Genomic DNA, 16191 nt, shown 5'->3' with positions numbered 1-16191 from the left:
GTCAAAAAAGTACAAGGGGCAAAACTTTTTTGTGCATGTTGTTTTATTTCTAGTTATTGTACTATAGAACATAGTAAAAAGCTACTAAAAAACTTTTTAAAAATTAGATGGAGGATTGCTATGAAGAAAAAAATTGCACTACTGTTAACGATGGCCCTTGGGGTATCCTGCCTGGCCGGCTGCGGCAGTCATACGGCGGAAAAGAGTACGGACCAGACATCATCGGCGGCCGGAACAGCAGCCGCTTCCGGCAAAAATAAAAACGTGACGCTATCATTTGGAACCCATCAGTCCGGTATCCCATCCTGCGGAGTCCTTCAGGATCTTGCGGGCCAGTTTGAGGAGGAAACCGGTATCAAAATCGACTTCCAGGTATCTCCGGACGCCCAGTGGCGCGACCTTTTAAAAGTAAAACTGGACTCCGGAGAGGCACCGGATATCTTCTGCGTGGATGCCGATCCTCTAAGCCTTTACTCCCGTGTCCGCCCGGACGAGACCTGCGTGGATTTAAGCGGCGAGGAATGGGTGGACCGCATGGCAGATTACGCGAAAGAGTGCGTATCCTATGACGATAAAATCTATGCCATCCGTTTTGCAGAGCCAAAGCTGAATTTCTGTAATTATAACAAAAAGATATTCGCCGATCTGGGGCTGGAGATTCCTGCCACCTACGAAGCGTTTAAAACAGTCTGCCAGAAAATTCAGGATTCCGGAACCATCCCGATTTACGAAGCGACGCAGAGCGCATGGCATCAGTGCGTACCGCTCTACGGCAGCGGACCTTACTTTGAAAAGCTGGAACCCGGCTTATACGACGCGTTAAACAATAACGAAAAAGACATCAAAGACGTGACTATGATGAAAACCATCTTAGACCAGATGAAAGAATTTGCAGACCTGGGATATTACGGTGAAGATTACTTAAGCAATACCGTAGACGCGGCAAAGGACGAGATTGGAACAGGAAAAGCGGCCATGTATCTGGCGGCTCCCGGCTTTGCCTTACAGGTGGAAGAAGCGTATCCGGAGATGAAGGATCAGATTGGTATCTTCCTGATGCCGTTCGGAGACAATGACGTGCTGGCAAACAATGCCTCCAGCGCCGCCTACTTTATCAATAAGAAGAGCGAAAACGTCGAGTATGCCCTGGAATTTTTCCGTTTCCTCGCCAGACCGGAGAATTTACAGTACAGACAGGACAACAATCCAGAGGAAATGGGACTCTGCTGGCCGGAGATCACACCTTCTTACCCGGATGAATTCAACAAATATATCGATTCCCTGGAAAGAGGAACCATCATGCAGGTAGGCGTAAAATATATTGATCCCCAGTTTATGGATACGGGAAAAGATATCGAAGCCATGTATACAGGAGCCATGACATCGGATCAGGTGATGGAAAGCATCTCCAGAAGACGGGCAGAGCAGGCAGAACTGCAGAAAGACCCGGCCTGGGAATAAATCGGAGGGCCTATGAAGACAAATAAACTATATCCAACCTGGTTTACCCTTGGCGCACTCGTCTTCTATCTCGGTCTGTTTTTTCTGCCGGGCATTATGGGAATCGGGTATTCCTTTACGGACTGGAACGCGTACAGCAGCGAAGTAAACTTCGTAGGCTGGAAAAATTACTTAAAGGTTTTTGAGGGAGGTACGAATTACGGGATGTTTATCAAAAATACCTTTGTATTTACTGCGATAAGCTCCATCACCAAGACCACGCTCGGAATTGCCCTGGCCATCCTGCTCACCAGCAGGATGGTAAAGATGAAAAGCATGCACCGGATGCTGGTGTTTCTTCCTCAGGTCATGTCCTTTCTGATCATCGGCCTGGTATTTAAGAACATACTCCATCCCAGCCGCGGCTTTATCAATATCACGTTAAAAGCCATTGGGCTCGATTTTCTGGCCCAGAACTGGCTGGGAGACTTAAATTTTGCATTTAAATCTATTTTTGCCGTTGATGCCTGGAAAGGTACGGGATACGTAATGATGGTGGTCATCGCCGGGCTGAATTCCATATCCTCTACTTATTACGAGGCGGCGGAGCTGGATGGCGCCGGTTTCTGGAGTAAATTCCGGTATGTGACGCTTCCGCTCCTTAAAAATGTAATTATCAGCGTGACCGTATTAAACATCACCTATGGCTTTCGCGTATTTGACTTAATCTACAGCCTGACCAACGGCGGCCCCGGCAATTCTACAGGCGTCATCAACACGGCGGTATACAGCGAATTTTCCAAGGGCAATTACGCCATGGGCACCACGCTTTCCAGCCTTCTCTTTATATTTGTCATGATGATTTCCTATTTCATCTTAAAAGCAGTGGGCAACAAGGAGGTGGAACAATGAAAAAGAGACTCTGTACCGTACTGGCCAATCTGGCGGCATGGACCGCCAGCCTGATTGTCCTGGTACCCATGCTTGTAGTTCTGGTAAATTCCTTCAAATCACAGAAAGAATCCATGGTCATGACGCTGACTCTGCCGGAAAAGTTCATGTTTGAGAACTATACCACCGTGATCGAACGCGGAAAACTGCTTTCATCCTTCTTTAACAGCGCCCTGTATGCAGCCTTCAGCGTACTGCTGATTCTGTCTGTTGTCTCCGCCGCCTCCTATGTGCTGTCGCGGAACCGCAGTCGGCTGCATCGGGTTATTTACTATCTCATTGTGCTGGGAATCGCCATGCCGGTAAACAATGTGGCGCTCATGAAGATCATGAAGGCCACCGCGCTTATTAACACCCGGTACGGGCTTATCTTCCTCTATGTGGCCATGAATATTCCGCTGGCGCTGTTTCTTATGTTCGGCTTCGTGGAAACGCTTCCACGAGAGATAGACGAGGCGGCTGTCATCGACGGAGCCGGTCCCATGAGGCTGTTTTCCAGCGTCATCTTTCCGCTGATGAAACCAACCATCGTCACTGTGGGAATCTTGAATTTCATGGCGATCTGGAATGACTTCTCCATGCCGCTGTACTTTATGAACAATTCAGGGAAATGGCCCATGACACTGGCTGTATACAATTTCTTCGGCCAGTTTGAGCAGAGCTGGAACCTGGTGAGTGCAGACATCACTCTGACCGCCCTGCCGGTCCTCATCATCTTTGTGTTTGGCCAGAAGTATATTGTAGGCGGGGTCTCAGCAGGGGCCGTCAAAGGCTGAAAAAAGGATGAAAAAGTACTTGAAAGGAGTATTCTGTGAAAAAAAACATTCTATACTTACATACCCATGACAGCGGCCGCTATTTAGAGCCGTTCGGCACAGCTGTAAAAACGCCGAATCTGATGAAGCTTGCGCAGGAAGGAACGCTGTTCCGTCAGGCCTACTGCGCCGCTCCCACCTGTTCTCCCAGCCGGGTTGGACTGCTCTCAGGACAGTCTCCTCACAGCACCAATATGCTGGGGCTGGCACAGAGAGGATTTCAGATGGATTGCTACGATACGCATCTGTCAAATTTCCTCCGAAATCAGGGCTACCATACCTGCCTGTTCGGTGTTCAGCATGAGGCGTCAAATCCTTCCATGCTGGGATATGACTACTGGTTTGACGAGGACTGCCATCACTCGGAGTTTATCCGCAGAGACACCGCCGCCAGCACTCGCGCGGCTGACTATCTGCTGAATTATCAGGAAGACAAACCGTTTTTTATGTCCGTGGGATTTATCAATACTCACCGGCGGTATCCGGAGGCGCCCGCTGATTTTGTGAATCCGGATTACGTGAAGCCTCCGATGACCATACCGGACACAAAAGAGAATCGGAAGGACATGGCCGACTTTATGTATTCCGCAAAAATTGCCGATGATTCGGTCGGTGTTGTGCTGGATGCACTGAAGCGCTCCGGTCGTGAAGAGGATACCATTATCATCTTCACGACTGACCATGGAATCGCATTTCCATTTATGAAATGCAACTGTTACGATACCGGGATCGGCGTGACGCTGATCATGAAATTCGCAGGAAACCAGGCGGCGGGAAAGATCAGCGATTCTCTGATCTCCCAGATCGATGTTTATCCCACGATCTGTGATATGCTTGAGATAAGAAAACCGGACTACCTACAGGGGCGTTCCTTTGCCGGGCTGTTTACGGATCCGGAGCAGGAGATCAACAGCGAGATATTTGCGGAAGTCACCTATCACGCGGCCTATGAGCCCATGCGCTGTATCCGCACCAGCCGCTATAAACTGATCCGGTATTTTGACTACCACAACGGATACGTTCCGGCCAATATAGACGCCTCGCCCAGCAAGGATGACATGATAGATGCCGGACTGCTGCGTCAGACCCATGAACGTGAGATGCTGTTCGACCTGGCCCTGGATCCGCTGGAGCGGAAGAACCTGGTGAACAGCAATGACTGCAAAGACGTATATGATGATCTGCGGCTGCGCCTGGAAAACTGGATGGAACGGACCGGTGATCCGCTTCTCCGTGTCGGATACCGGGTGCCGAAGCCGGAAGGCGCATGGGTGAACCGGCTCTCCGACCTGGATCCGGGATGTACCTTAAGGGAGGAATAGAGAGTCCGGCAAGCCGGACTCCCGCGGCGGGGCTATCTGCTTCTGGCCTCCTCCGCCCTTTCATTCATGTTGGCGATGCCGGTATCAATGTCTTCCTCCCCGATCATGATGGCGTCGTGCTCATCCTCAATTACCTTGCGCACCGCCGCCATCTTCGCATCTACCGGACGGTCGAACACAAAATTCGTCACGGAAAGTGCCGCCTTTCCGTCTTCCGGAAATCCCTCGATGGAAGCCAGACGGCTCACCACGTCCGGGGTAGTGATGGCGGAGAATACACTGTTATTGGCCAGAACCTCGGCCCCCGCCTCGCTGGTGGCAAACCGGACAAATTCCCATGCCTGGTCCGGCACATCGGATTTCGCATTGACGGCGATCGGGGTGACCGAGCCAACAGTGCTTCCTGCCGGAGTTCCCGCCGGATGCGGAATTCTCGCCACTCCCCAGTTAAAATCAAAGATCCCCGCTTTACGGTCCTGAACCAGCGTTGCGATAAACCAGGTTCCCATGGGAACCATGGCGCACTGCTGCTGTTCAAATACACTGGTGTAGTGGATATTGCTTACTTTCAGGCTTGCATAGTTCTGTATGACGCCAGCGTTCTGCATTCTGATCGCCTGCTCATAATACGGCTTTAAGAAAGAGTAATCCCCGCTCATCAGCGTATGTCTCCCGTCCTGCACCGCCCAGTTGGAGACCAGTGCCATCCACGTATGATGGTGCGTTCCGTAGACTGCCTCTCCATCTTTGATAAATGTCATCTTTTCCGCCAGTTTCTCATACTCTTCCCAGGTCATATCATCCCCAGGATACGATACCCCCGCCGCGTCAAATAAGTCTTTATTATAGAACAGAACATACCAGTCCTGGCGAAACGGCAGCGTATACTGCTTTCCATCCATCTGAAGCTGTTCCGCCGCTCCGTTGTAAATACTTAAATCCACGCCGTCTCTGGCAAGATAGCTGGTCAGATCGAGAATCTGTCCCTTATCTCTCATAGATATCTGTGTGTCCGCATCCTTGATCATAATTACATCCGGGTCAGATTCATTTCCCGCCAGCAGTACAGTCAGCTTATTATTGTATTCATCCGACCGGATATCGACCAGTTCTACATCGATGTCCGGATTTTTCTCCATAAATGCATCCGCCATAGCCTGAAACTGAGGAGAGTTGGCGTTATCCCAGACAGACACCGTTATTTTTACACGTCCCTCCTTCACTCCATCCGCCGCGCTTCTTCCCTCTGCAACGATGTCGCTGTCAGCCTCCATGTTTCTGCCAAGGCTGCATCCCACGGCGCCTGCGGCCACGAATGCCAACAGAAAAAGGGCTGACGCAATCCTGCTGATTTTCATAAAATTCCTCCCCAAAACTTACATAAGTGATTTTTTTACCACCAGATTCTCGTATTCCTTCGGCGTATACCCTGTTATCTTCTTGAAAACCGAGCTGAAGTAATACTGTGTATCAAAGCCCAGCATATCGGAGATCTCATACATCATGTACTGGTACGATTCGATCAATTCTTTCGCCTTCTCTATCTTCATTTCCGTCACATAATCGGAGAAATTCTTCCCCATCTGCTTCTTAAACGTACTGCTCAAATGCCCCTGGCTGACATTCAGCGCTGCTGCTGCCTGGCTCAGCGTAATCTTCTCCTGATAATGCTCCTTTACGTATTCAAGAGCCAGTTCCACCAGCTTATCCCTGCGCGCCTCCTGATGATCTTCCAGCACCCTGACCACCTGGTCCCGGAAGCCCTCAAGCCAGGTGAGCACCGTACTTAAGTTGGCCATTCGGTTTAACTGGCCTACAATGTCCACCGCATAAGGAAAGTCCTGTTCGCCCCAGTTTTCAATCAGAGAGGTGATAAAATAATAGAGATTATTGCACGCGTTCACCGCCTGCTGTCTGGAAGGCCTGCACTCGGAAAATAGCTGGATCATCTGATTCATAATGGTTTTAAAGGCTTCGCAGTCATTCTGTCGAATCGACTCCGTAACGTCCTTCTTCAGAAAATTAATGTTGAAATTGCTGCTGTGGCTTATGTTATCCTCGCACATGGCCGAGTAGAACACCGCTCCGCCGGAATTGTCGTAAAAAGTCAGATTCATGGCGCTCATCGCCTGATACAGAAGATCCTGGATCTCATCCACGCCGTTTCCAGGCAGGCTCACCGCAATGGATATGGGCACTTCAAAGTAATCCTTCATGACCTGACGGAATTTTACGCTCATGACGCCGGCTTTCTTCTTAAAATCATCGGTTCCTTCCGTCGAAAGCACCAGGACAAATCCGCTCTGCTCCCGCCGCAGAACGCAGCTGTTGTCAAAGAATCCCTTTACCATGCCATTTATAATATCTTCCGCGAAGCCCATGACCTTTTTCTGGTCTGCCCTCGTAAACGCCTCAGAAAATCCCTCGAATCCATAATTAAAATTAATCAGCATCAGCGCCGGCCTGGGATACCGATCCCGGATCAGGCCGGAAAGCTCGTCCTCCGCCTCCACGTCCGTGTCATAGATGAGAACCCGCCGGAAATAGTTTAAAATCCGCTCGTCTACGGTTAACGATTCTTCCGCAAGGTATGTCATGCAGTAATTCATGTTGCACCGCTCTATGGCACACTCCAGGGCCTGAATCAAGCTGTCCTCACTGAGTTCCAGCTTTACCAGATAGTCGATCGCCCCCAGATGAAGCGCCTCTTTTGCCAGGGAAAACTCTTCTAAATTCGTAAGAAGAATGAAACTTGCCGCACAGCCGTTTTTCATGGCTGTCTTCATAAAGGTGATTCCGTCCATGGCCGGCATTTTGATGTCCGTAATCACGATATCCGGCCGGAGCGTATCCAGAAGGGCCAGAGCCTGCTGCCCGTTTGATGCCTTTCCCACGATCCGGCACTGATATTCCTCCCAGTTCAGAAGTGAAGCTATACCCGCCAGAATTAACGGTTCATCATCTACAATCATAATCCGGTACATATGCGCTCTCCCCCCTTAAATTTATGCCTTCCAGACTGGTATTCCCTATTAATATTCCAGAGGAATTGTGACGGTAATCTGTGTATACTCTCCCTCCCGGCTCTCCACAGAAAGTCCATACGCTTCCCCATAGATCAGTTTCAGCCGTCTGTCCACATTCGGCATCCCGATACTGCTCATCTGGTCGCCTTTTAACTTTTCTGAATGGTTCAGCAGTTCCGGTATCTTTTCTTCCGGGATCCCGATTCCATCGTCCCGCACATTAATGCAGAGACATTTATCCCTCTCATATGCGGAGATCTGAATGGTTCCGTTCTTTCCTCCCGGTTCGATTCCGCTGAAAATCGCATTCTCCACCAGCGGCTGCAGCGTCAGCTTCACGATTCGCGCATCGTATAGCGTCTCCTCCCGGATATCAATCTCCAGGTCAAACATTTCCACATATTTTAATTTCTCGATGGTTACGTAGTCGCGGACAAAATCCAGTTCCTCTCTCAATGTAACGCGCTCGTCCACTCCCTTTGCCATATTCTTAAGCAGCTTCGACAGCGCGGTTACCGCCTTCACGATACCGCTGTTTTTCTGGATCACGGCAATCCATTTGATCGAATCCAGGGTATTGTAGAGGAAGTGCGGGTTAATCTGCGCCTGCAGCATCCGGATTTCCAGACTGCTCTTCTCTTTTTCATCCTCTAATCGTTTGTCCATCAGCTGTTCGATCTGACTGCTCATGGAGTTCACGGCCTTTCCGATGAGTCCGATTTCGTCCTGGCTTTCTAAAGATTCTTCCTGACTAAAATCCCCCTTTGCAATCCTGCCCACATGGTTTACCAGCCGGTCAATCGGCTTTCTTACTGCGTTGGTAAACAGAAATGACATGGAAATTCCCAGAAGCACACAGGAAAAGAAGATCAGACCGACAGTCTGCATAAGCATAAGGCTGTCATTTTTCAGGACCGCCATATCCATGATTTCAATCACTACAACTCCGCTCTGGGAATCTTTGTTAAAAGACACCAGACACGGTTCCCCATTCATCCGGTATCGCTCGATTCCGCGGCTCTCCTCTCTTCTTATGATCGAATCGATCAAATGGCCGCTCTCCTCCTGCAGGTTCACAGGCTCCCGCAGCGTGGCAATCCGCTCTCCGCGATACGTGGTCACAAGCATTGTATTTCCGTTATCATCTTCCTTCAGACGGTCGAGATAGAGACGGGGAGACAGAAACAGCGCGGACCAGTCACTGTCTTTGTACCCGGAATTCTTGCAGATAATGGGAATCGCCATCCCTACTTCCTTGTAAAACGGGGACTCCACCAGATCCAGTCTGTAGCTGTACATATCCTTTTTCAGTTCCCGGTCAAACCAGGGGGAATTCCGGATTCTTCTCCCGTCATCGACACTGCTCAGGGCCGTTCCGGCTGAAATGTGAACATCACTGTCATCAAATATGGACAGCCTGGTAATGTAATCCCCATATCCTGTAACGGCACAGAAATTGGCGGCCAGCTTTGCATAATCCAGCCCTTTTCGCTTTTCTTCTACGGTATTCAACTGTCCCAGGGAGCTTAAATCAAACATCTCCCGCTCCGCACAATTGAGTACCAGGTTCACCATCTGCTCGTAGATCTCCTCATAGTATCTGGAGATGCTTTCCACGTGGTAGCCCACGGAATTCTGTGCCAGCTGGATGGTTTTTTTGTTCGCCGTCATATAATTTGTAACACTGAATATGATGCCGATGACGCAAATAATGCAGATGTTATATACCATGATCTTAAATTTTACTGTTCTGTTTTGTAATAACCTCTTCAACATTCTGCTCCATTTTCATCTGTTGTGTTTTTTACTTTACAATATCCTCATAGGTAATTGTCTCCCAGGATCTCCCTCTTTTCACTTCCAGCCCGCTGATCCTGTCTGCAATATACTCTCTGGCTTTTTTCTCCCGAAGCAGGTATTCCACATAATCCTGCTCTGTATCGTAGCTGCCAAAGGGAACATATTCCTTTGATTCTACCGCAATCACCGCGCTCATACCGTCTCTGTATTCTATGGCCGGTGTAACCTCTCCCGCTTCCACTTCTTTCACAGCCTGCACCACCCGGTCCAGAAGCAGATTTTCTTTGCCCAGTTCGAGGGTATCCACAGCCAGCTTCTCCATATTTGCAGAAACTCCGGTTTCCTCAGCCAGAAGTACTGGCAGACCGTCTGTAATCCCATGAACCGCAATCCACTGCTCCACCGCCGCTTTCTGTTCCTCACCGGTGTCTTCAAAGATCACCAGGCTGAGTTGAGCTCTAAAATTCTTTTTTTCTTCCATTTGTTTCACAACAGGATAATATTTTTTTAGTTCTTCTTCCCCGATTATAACGATCTTCTGCTCTACGAATTCCTCCAGGGCCTGCTCCAGCTGGCTCTGGCGATAGGAATAGTACTGGCTCATGGTCAACTCCAGCGGCCCATACAGAACCTTTCCCTCTTCCTTTATCTGCTTTCGCTGTTCATTTTCCTCCTGATACTGTTTCAAAAATGCTTCGTATCCGATCTCATCGATTATGCCGTTTTCCTTTGCCAGAATCTGAATTCCCTTATGATGAACGGCTTCCCCGTCTGTAAGCTCCCGTACCCGGTCCATCGGGGAGACGCCGTCCGTCTTCTTCTCCCAAAAGCCGGGAGCATTTACATCGATACCTTCTTTCACCCCATATTCTCTGGCTGTTCTGGCAATATTGTCGTAAGCCAGCAGAGCGTACTCTTCCTTCGATATCTCATAGTCCCCTGCTTCCATAAAGCAGGAATAGCCTTGCCGGGCGCAGCCGGCAAGACATTCCAGAATCAGGAACCATACGAAAAACAACAATGCTGCTTTCTTTTTCACGGTTCACCTCATATTAACTTTCCCATACCCCATCCGGTCCTACACGATAACCATCAGGAGTTGTAGTATTTTGATATAACGAGCCTTTGGTCCCATCGGAAACAGGATTAAAGTAATACCATTTACCGTCAATCAGCTGCCAGCCGGTCAACATAATTCCATCTTTGTCAAGATAATAGAGTTTTCCATCCTGATCTGAGAAAAATCCAGTGATCAGATTTCCGTTCTCATCAAAACGATACCAGTTCATACTACCATTACATTCGAGATAATACCATCCATTTTTTGCATAATCTCCGTTGCCCAGAATGCATTTTCTATAGCCAATTCCCTGAACCCAGCTGTTTACTGTAACTGCCTGGCTGGAAGCAGACGAAGAATTTTTGTGTGGCTTATCGGGGGTATCTGGGGTATCTGGGGTATCCGGGGTATCCGGATTATCCGGGTTGTCTGGGTTGTCCGGGTTATCCGGGTTGTCTGGATTATCCGGATTAACCGGGTTGTCTGGGTTGTCCGGATTATCCGGGTTGTCTGGGTTGTCCGGATTGTCCGGGTTATCCGGGTTATCCGGGTTGTCTGGGTTGTCCGGATTGTCCGGGTTATCCGGGTTATCCGGGTTGTCTGGGTTGTCCGGATTGTCCGGGTTATCCGGGTCATCTGCTTTCATGGTAACGCCTGCTGAAACGCTGCAGTACAGCCCTTCCACATGTCCCCTTACCAGGAACCTCCCTTTTCTGCCCAGCAGCGTCGGGCTGACAGCTTCCCAAACAACCGGTGCCTGCGCCTCCGTCCCATCCGCATAGTGAATCGTAATCGTATTCGGAAGATCCAGTGTTTCTCCTACAGCGGCATCTAAATTTACCGTTTCCAGCTCTGTCACATACTGGTTTGATACGTAAAGCTTCGGTGCCTTTTCTTTTCCGGCCTCTTTACTGGCAAATTCCAGACCGGAGTTAGAGCCATTGGCATCAGCCTCCGGATTCTCTTCAATATCAAGAATAAAGGAAATCTTTCCGCCTTCCATAAAATCAATCGCATCGGATACGTCAATCGTAATGTAGCTTCCTACCTGGTCACGTTTTATTATGACATGTTCTTTTACCAGTTCCGCCTTATATCCGCTGGCCTGTGTGATGGAATCATACGTTGCCGTATCTTCAACCCAGCCTGGAGCGTTGGTATAGATGTTTAAATAGGTTTCTGTAACCTCTGCTTTATCATCCATCTTATTAAAATACAATTTCAGCGTCATCTCCGTTAAGTCTGAAGTCTCCATGGATCCAAAATCAAACTGTACCACTCCGATGCGTTTAAAAGACCCTGTATAGTTCTTAATACGAATCACTTCATTATCACCGAATTTGCTGTCTGACGGGCTTACCTGAATATAAGTATCGCCGTTTGTATCAATCACGCCGTCCATATATTCCAGTGGATCTGCCGGCGTAATCGTTATGGAAGCCGGGATCGTCGTTCCTGCAATATAACCCTTTACCACATATGGATCGCTGCCCTGATACAGTTCCCTGCTGACAGTCTCCCATACCACAGGCGCCTCCGCTGCATTTGCTGCTCGGCTGTAGCTTCTGCTTCCCTCCAGCTTTATAGTATATGGAAGCGCCGGATATTTGCCCGCCGGACTCTTCATTTCAGCCGGCTTTGCAGCGGCTTCGATAATTGTCACATTTGCGGCGGCTTTCTGCTCCAGCCCCTCGCAGGTTCCATAAACAGTGAACGATCCAGCTTTCTGGTACTTTTCTTCCTCTGTCTCTTCCCATTCGACTCTGGCCGTTCCCTTGCTGCCGTCTGTATAGCTGACCGTAATGCTCTCAGGAAGTACCGGCATAAATCCCACATATCCGGTTATGCGGGCCGCCTCGGCATCAACCACTCCGGCGCCGGTTACGATAACCCTGATACTGCATCCTGCCTCAAATCCACTTACTTTTCCTTTCACGGTAAAGGTTCCCGGTTTCGCATACTGACTTTCATTCACGGACTCCCATGAAACGGGAACCTGTGCCTCAGAACTGTTAATATAAGTCACCTTTACAGTTTCCGGCAGAACCGGTGCTACCCCTGCCTGGGTCGTGACATCCTCTGCGAATGCCGCTGTAATAATTGTATCCGATACGGTCACATATGCGATAACCGGCAGGTTTCTTCCCTCGATATAACCGCACACGGTAAACTGGCCCTCTTTCTGATAATTCCCGGCCGGAATCTCATCCCATGCCACCGCCGCTTTGGCAGTCGTATCATCACTGTAGGTCACGTTCACAGTTTCTGGTAAAACAGGCGCTGTTCCCACTGGAACTTTGACAAAGACACTTTCCACCGATTTTACAGATTCATTGTCGAATACAAGCTGTGGTTTATAATCCGTTTCTCTGGAGTGAATGTTTGTATAATTCTTTGATCCTATTTCTACGCCTTCAAAGATGATCGAAAGTCTCTGAGTTCCGGATTCCAGTAATGTTTCCATATAATCCGTGATGTCCAGTTCCTTCCAGCTTCCTCCATCCGCGATACTGGAAGTGAAATCCAGTATCTTTTCGCCTTTATCAGGCATGGTATTCCACGTCACTTCCTCCTCTTCCCAGTCATCACCTATCCGGGATACGGTAAAGGGCACGTTGTTCGCTTCTGTACTGTCAATATGGAATTTTAAGAGAATCTTCTTGTAATTCTCTGGTACAGAAGTCAAATCAAAGGACATCAATACATTTCTGCTGTACCCGCTGCTGTCCAGCTTCACAGTCATGGATTCTTCCGTTCCGCTGTGAGTACCATCATCCCGCACTCTGGCATCTTTATCCGCGATAACGGACTTAGCATTCTTTTCATATACATGAATGGTACACTCTGCCTTCGCCTCCGGATTATTTAAGCTGACTGCGGTAACAACTGTATCTCCCATTGCCAGGGCTGTTACCTTACCCGCCGCTGACACGCTTACTACCTCAGGGTCGGCCACGGACCAGCCAATGCTGTCGTCAAGAACATCTTCCGGCAGTACGGATGCATTTAACTGAGCGATGTCTTCTGTAACCATATAAAGCTCTGTCTTATCCAGAATTACTTTTTCTGCTTTATTTCCATCCTCATCCACAGGCCCCGGGTCATTATTAAATTCGTGAGCGCCAATATCCGGTAAATCCATGATTTTATTACCGAAAATATCCTCTGTCGCATCTGATTCCGGTATTACCACGCCTGCATCTACTGCCGGTGAATTTTCCTGCAGTTTAAAGATCGCCATACGTTCCCTGAGCCCGGCAATAAAATCATCGCCCTGCCCCATATTCTCATAAGTGAGCCCATACTCTTCACTGCTGTATTTTGTGCTCAGCTGAGGAGAAGAAAGTCTCGGGTTCACAAACAGGTTATCTTCCAGAACTGCGTCAGAAGGACCGTTTACGCTTATAATAGAAGCTGGATAGATAATATTATTGGTCATAGCGCCCTTTGACACACTTATGGAGCTGGTACCGAACTTCGGAACGCTGCCGTGAGCCATAATAATATTATTTTTAAAGTAACCCACTGATCCGGTCTGGAAAATGGAGGTTGTGGTCCCTTTTCCAATGTACATGGTATTGTTATAGACCTTCGTCTTACCGGTCTGACAGTGGAACAGTTCCTGGCTGGGCTTTCCATCGTTGGCGCTGATATTATATCGGAAATGATAGGAAGCATTGTCATACATGGTCAGAAGCAGGCCGCCCTTGTTATGGTGACTGTAATTATATTCGTAGATAATATCCTTACATCCGATATCATAGTCAAACGCCTCACCATCGTTATAGCCGTACTCTCCGCCGAATACTTCATTATAGCGGAAAATGGAATCGTCACACTGCCACAGCCACGCGCCTGCATAGTTAGCGGTATCGTAGTTGCAATGGTTTTTCACCACGTTGTTCTCTACCATACCGTTTTCGCCAACCTCTGCGAGTACGATGCCGTCACCGAAAATCTCTTCGATGTAGTTACCACGGAAGGTAATATTGCGGAATGTCTTTGTATTGCGGAATCCTACGCCCTCCGCGCCTGTATTCTGGCCGCTGGAACGAATTCCTTCCTTGGCTACATTTTTTACATAGTTATTTTCAATCAAAACCTCGTCAAATCCGATATCGGAAGCCATCTCACCTTCCGGCTTCTGACCATCAATCCAGACGTCGGCGCCGATTACGAGAATTCCGCCGGTCATCTTGGAGTTGGCTACTTCTGCTGTCACATCGTGAACGTAGCAGTTCTGAACCGTCACATTCGACACCACGCCGGTCTGCCCTGTGGTAAACACCAGGATTCCAACATGATTGTAACTATCGTCAGCGCTGTTTGTCACTTCTATTCCATCAATCACCCAGTTGCTTTGATCACTCAACAGGACGGTTGGACTATACACAAAGTCTTTTCTGACTTTATACTGTGAATCATAAGGAACCGATCCGTCACCGTTAATAATCGGATATCCGTGGCCGCCATACTTACCCAGTGTCACTGGAGCGTTCTCGCTTCCCTCTCCCTTCGGATACAGATAGCCGTTCCAGATACATCCAGCCTTTAACAGAACGGAGTCTCCAGGGAGAAATGTGGTATTGTTGACCTGATCGAGACTCTTCCACGCGCTCTCCTCTGTAAGTCCGTCATTACTGTCATTTCCATTTACAGCATCTACATAATAGGTCAGCCCGGAAATTACTGCAAAATCCTGAGGGCTGTATGTAACAAACCGATAGTCCTCATCAAGGCCGACCAGTAACTGTATCTGATCTTTATCAGCCGCCTCAACCTCTTCAAAGGCAACCACAGCTTTGCCGTCTTTTGCCTCAGCGGAACGGACGGTTACCGTCTCTTCCTTCTTTCCATTTACAACTGCACTTAAAGAAATCCGATCCCGGATATCACCGGACAGTTCTTTCGACGCCGCTGTAAATTCGAGGGAATCTCTTCCTGTCATGGTAATGTCGGATATCATTGCGACATCCTCTTCTTCCAGATACTTGATAACCGGACACCATTTTACACGGTCATTGTTGAACTCTTTATTTCCATTAGCCCGGAAATGGATGGCATCGCCTTCCCTGACCTGTAAATAAAACGGCTGGAAATTGACAGCCTTCTTATTGTACTCCGTCGATATCGTCCCTGTATCCGGCCAGATTAATTTTCCGTTCTGCTGTATGGACAGCAGAACTCCATCTCTGTCATTCCGGTCTGTTTCCATGGATATAGAGCCGTCATCCTCAGAGATTTGAACGAGGCCGTCCGCAGGCGCTTTCCATTCCAGAATCGCGTCGTCCCCCTTATTTCCCGGCATCATACCATCATTAAATATTCTCAGCCACTTCTCCTTATTATCCATCCACCGCGGTGTAGCTGCGTCATACTTCTGAAGTTCTGATATTTCCCCGCTGTCCTTGTCTCCATACTTGTAGTACCAGACCGGTCCCTGCGTATTGCTGAAATCATCTGACAGCGAAAATTCCGTTTTCTCAAGCAGAAGCTTCAGGGCATTTGACATTGTTGCATTTGACTCCGTCGCCTTTTTATCTGGTTCCCGGTCTGAACTCCCGGAATCCGCATTGGATGAAGTAGCCTTAGATGTATGCATATGGCCGCTTCCCGATCCGGCCGCATTGGAAGATGTGGCCTTTCCTGTCCCGGTTCCTCCGCCGCCATTTACGGCAGCGAAGCTGTAAGAAATACCGCTTCCAAAATTGCCTGCTGCCATAACAAATGACAGATAAAGCGCCAGTCCCCTTTTCCAGTTTTTTTTCATAATGTCT

The 16191-nt window shown here is 48.7% G+C and carries 9 protein-coding genes; 4 read left to right on the top strand and 5 right to left on the bottom strand.

Going from position 1 to position 16191, the window contains the following annotated elements:
- The first annotated feature begins 120 nt into the window (after positions 1 to 120).
- From M1L66_RS03425 to M1L66_RS03410, 4 genes are read left to right on the top strand one after another with little or no spacing between them, the layout of a single operon-like run.
- Positions 121 to 1461, top strand: coding sequence for an ABC transporter substrate-binding protein (locus M1L66_RS03425; RefSeq protein ID WP_434690879.1), 1341 nt, complete (start codon positions 121 to 123; stop codon positions 1459 to 1461).
- Positions 1462 to 1473: 12 nt separating this feature from the next.
- Positions 1474 to 2352 carry a carbohydrate ABC transporter permease gene (locus M1L66_RS03420; protein WP_187022624.1) on the top strand — a complete coding sequence of 293 codons (879 nt, stop codon included), beginning with the start codon at positions 1474 to 1476 and terminating at the stop codon, positions 2350 to 2352.
- On the top strand, positions 2349 to 3167 hold the full coding sequence (locus M1L66_RS03415; protein ID WP_434690875.1) for a carbohydrate ABC transporter permease: 819 nt from the start codon (positions 2349 to 2351) through the stop codon (positions 3165 to 3167). Before M1L66_RS03420 ends, M1L66_RS03415 begins: the two co-directional genes overlap by 4 nt.
- 35 nt (positions 3168 to 3202) lie before the next feature.
- Positions 3203 to 4528 carry a sulfatase family protein gene (locus M1L66_RS03410; RefSeq protein ID WP_187022626.1) on the top strand — a complete coding sequence of 442 codons (1326 nt, stop codon included), beginning with the start codon at positions 3203 to 3205 and terminating at the stop codon, positions 4526 to 4528.
- 32 nt (positions 4529 to 4560) lie between these two features.
- Here M1L66_RS03410 and M1L66_RS03405 read toward each other — a convergent pair whose 3' ends face one another.
- From M1L66_RS03405 to M1L66_RS03385, 5 genes are read right to left on the bottom strand one after another with little or no spacing between them, the layout of a single operon-like run.
- A complete protein-coding gene (locus M1L66_RS03405) occupies positions 4561 to 5886 on the bottom strand; it encodes an ABC transporter substrate-binding protein (protein WP_187022627.1) in 1326 nt (441 codons plus the stop codon).
- A gap of 18 nt (positions 5887 to 5904) precedes the next feature.
- Positions 5905 to 7512, bottom strand: a complete 1608-nt coding sequence (locus M1L66_RS03400; protein ID WP_434690870.1) for a response regulator transcription factor — start codon at positions 7510 to 7512, stop codon at positions 5905 to 5907.
- Positions 7513 to 7560: 48 nt separating this feature from the next.
- Positions 7561 to 9330 carry a sensor histidine kinase gene (locus M1L66_RS03395; protein WP_434690867.1) on the bottom strand — a complete coding sequence of 590 codons (1770 nt, stop codon included), beginning with the start codon at positions 9328 to 9330 and terminating at the stop codon, positions 7561 to 7563.
- Between the two features lie 28 nt (positions 9331 to 9358).
- Entirely contained in the window at positions 9359 to 10393 is a 1035-nt protein-coding gene (locus M1L66_RS03390) for a hypothetical protein (protein ID WP_434690864.1), read from the bottom strand.
- A 13-nt stretch (positions 10394 to 10406) separates the two neighbouring features.
- The gene (locus tag M1L66_RS03385) at positions 10407 to 16184 is read right to left on the bottom strand and encodes an Ig-like domain-containing protein (RefSeq protein WP_434690861.1); all 5778 of its coding nucleotides are present in this window, start codon (positions 16182 to 16184) and stop codon (positions 10407 to 10409) included.
- Positions 16185 to 16191 lie beyond the last annotated feature (7 nt).

Origin of the sequence: Hungatella sp. SB206, assembly GCF_051132295.1 — a bacterium.
Classification (GTDB): Bacteria; Bacillota; Clostridia; order Lachnospirales; family Lachnospiraceae; genus Hungatella; species Hungatella effluvii.
The sequence above is the reverse complement of the archived record's forward strand: the minus strand, read 5'-3'. Positions and strand labels throughout refer to the sequence as shown.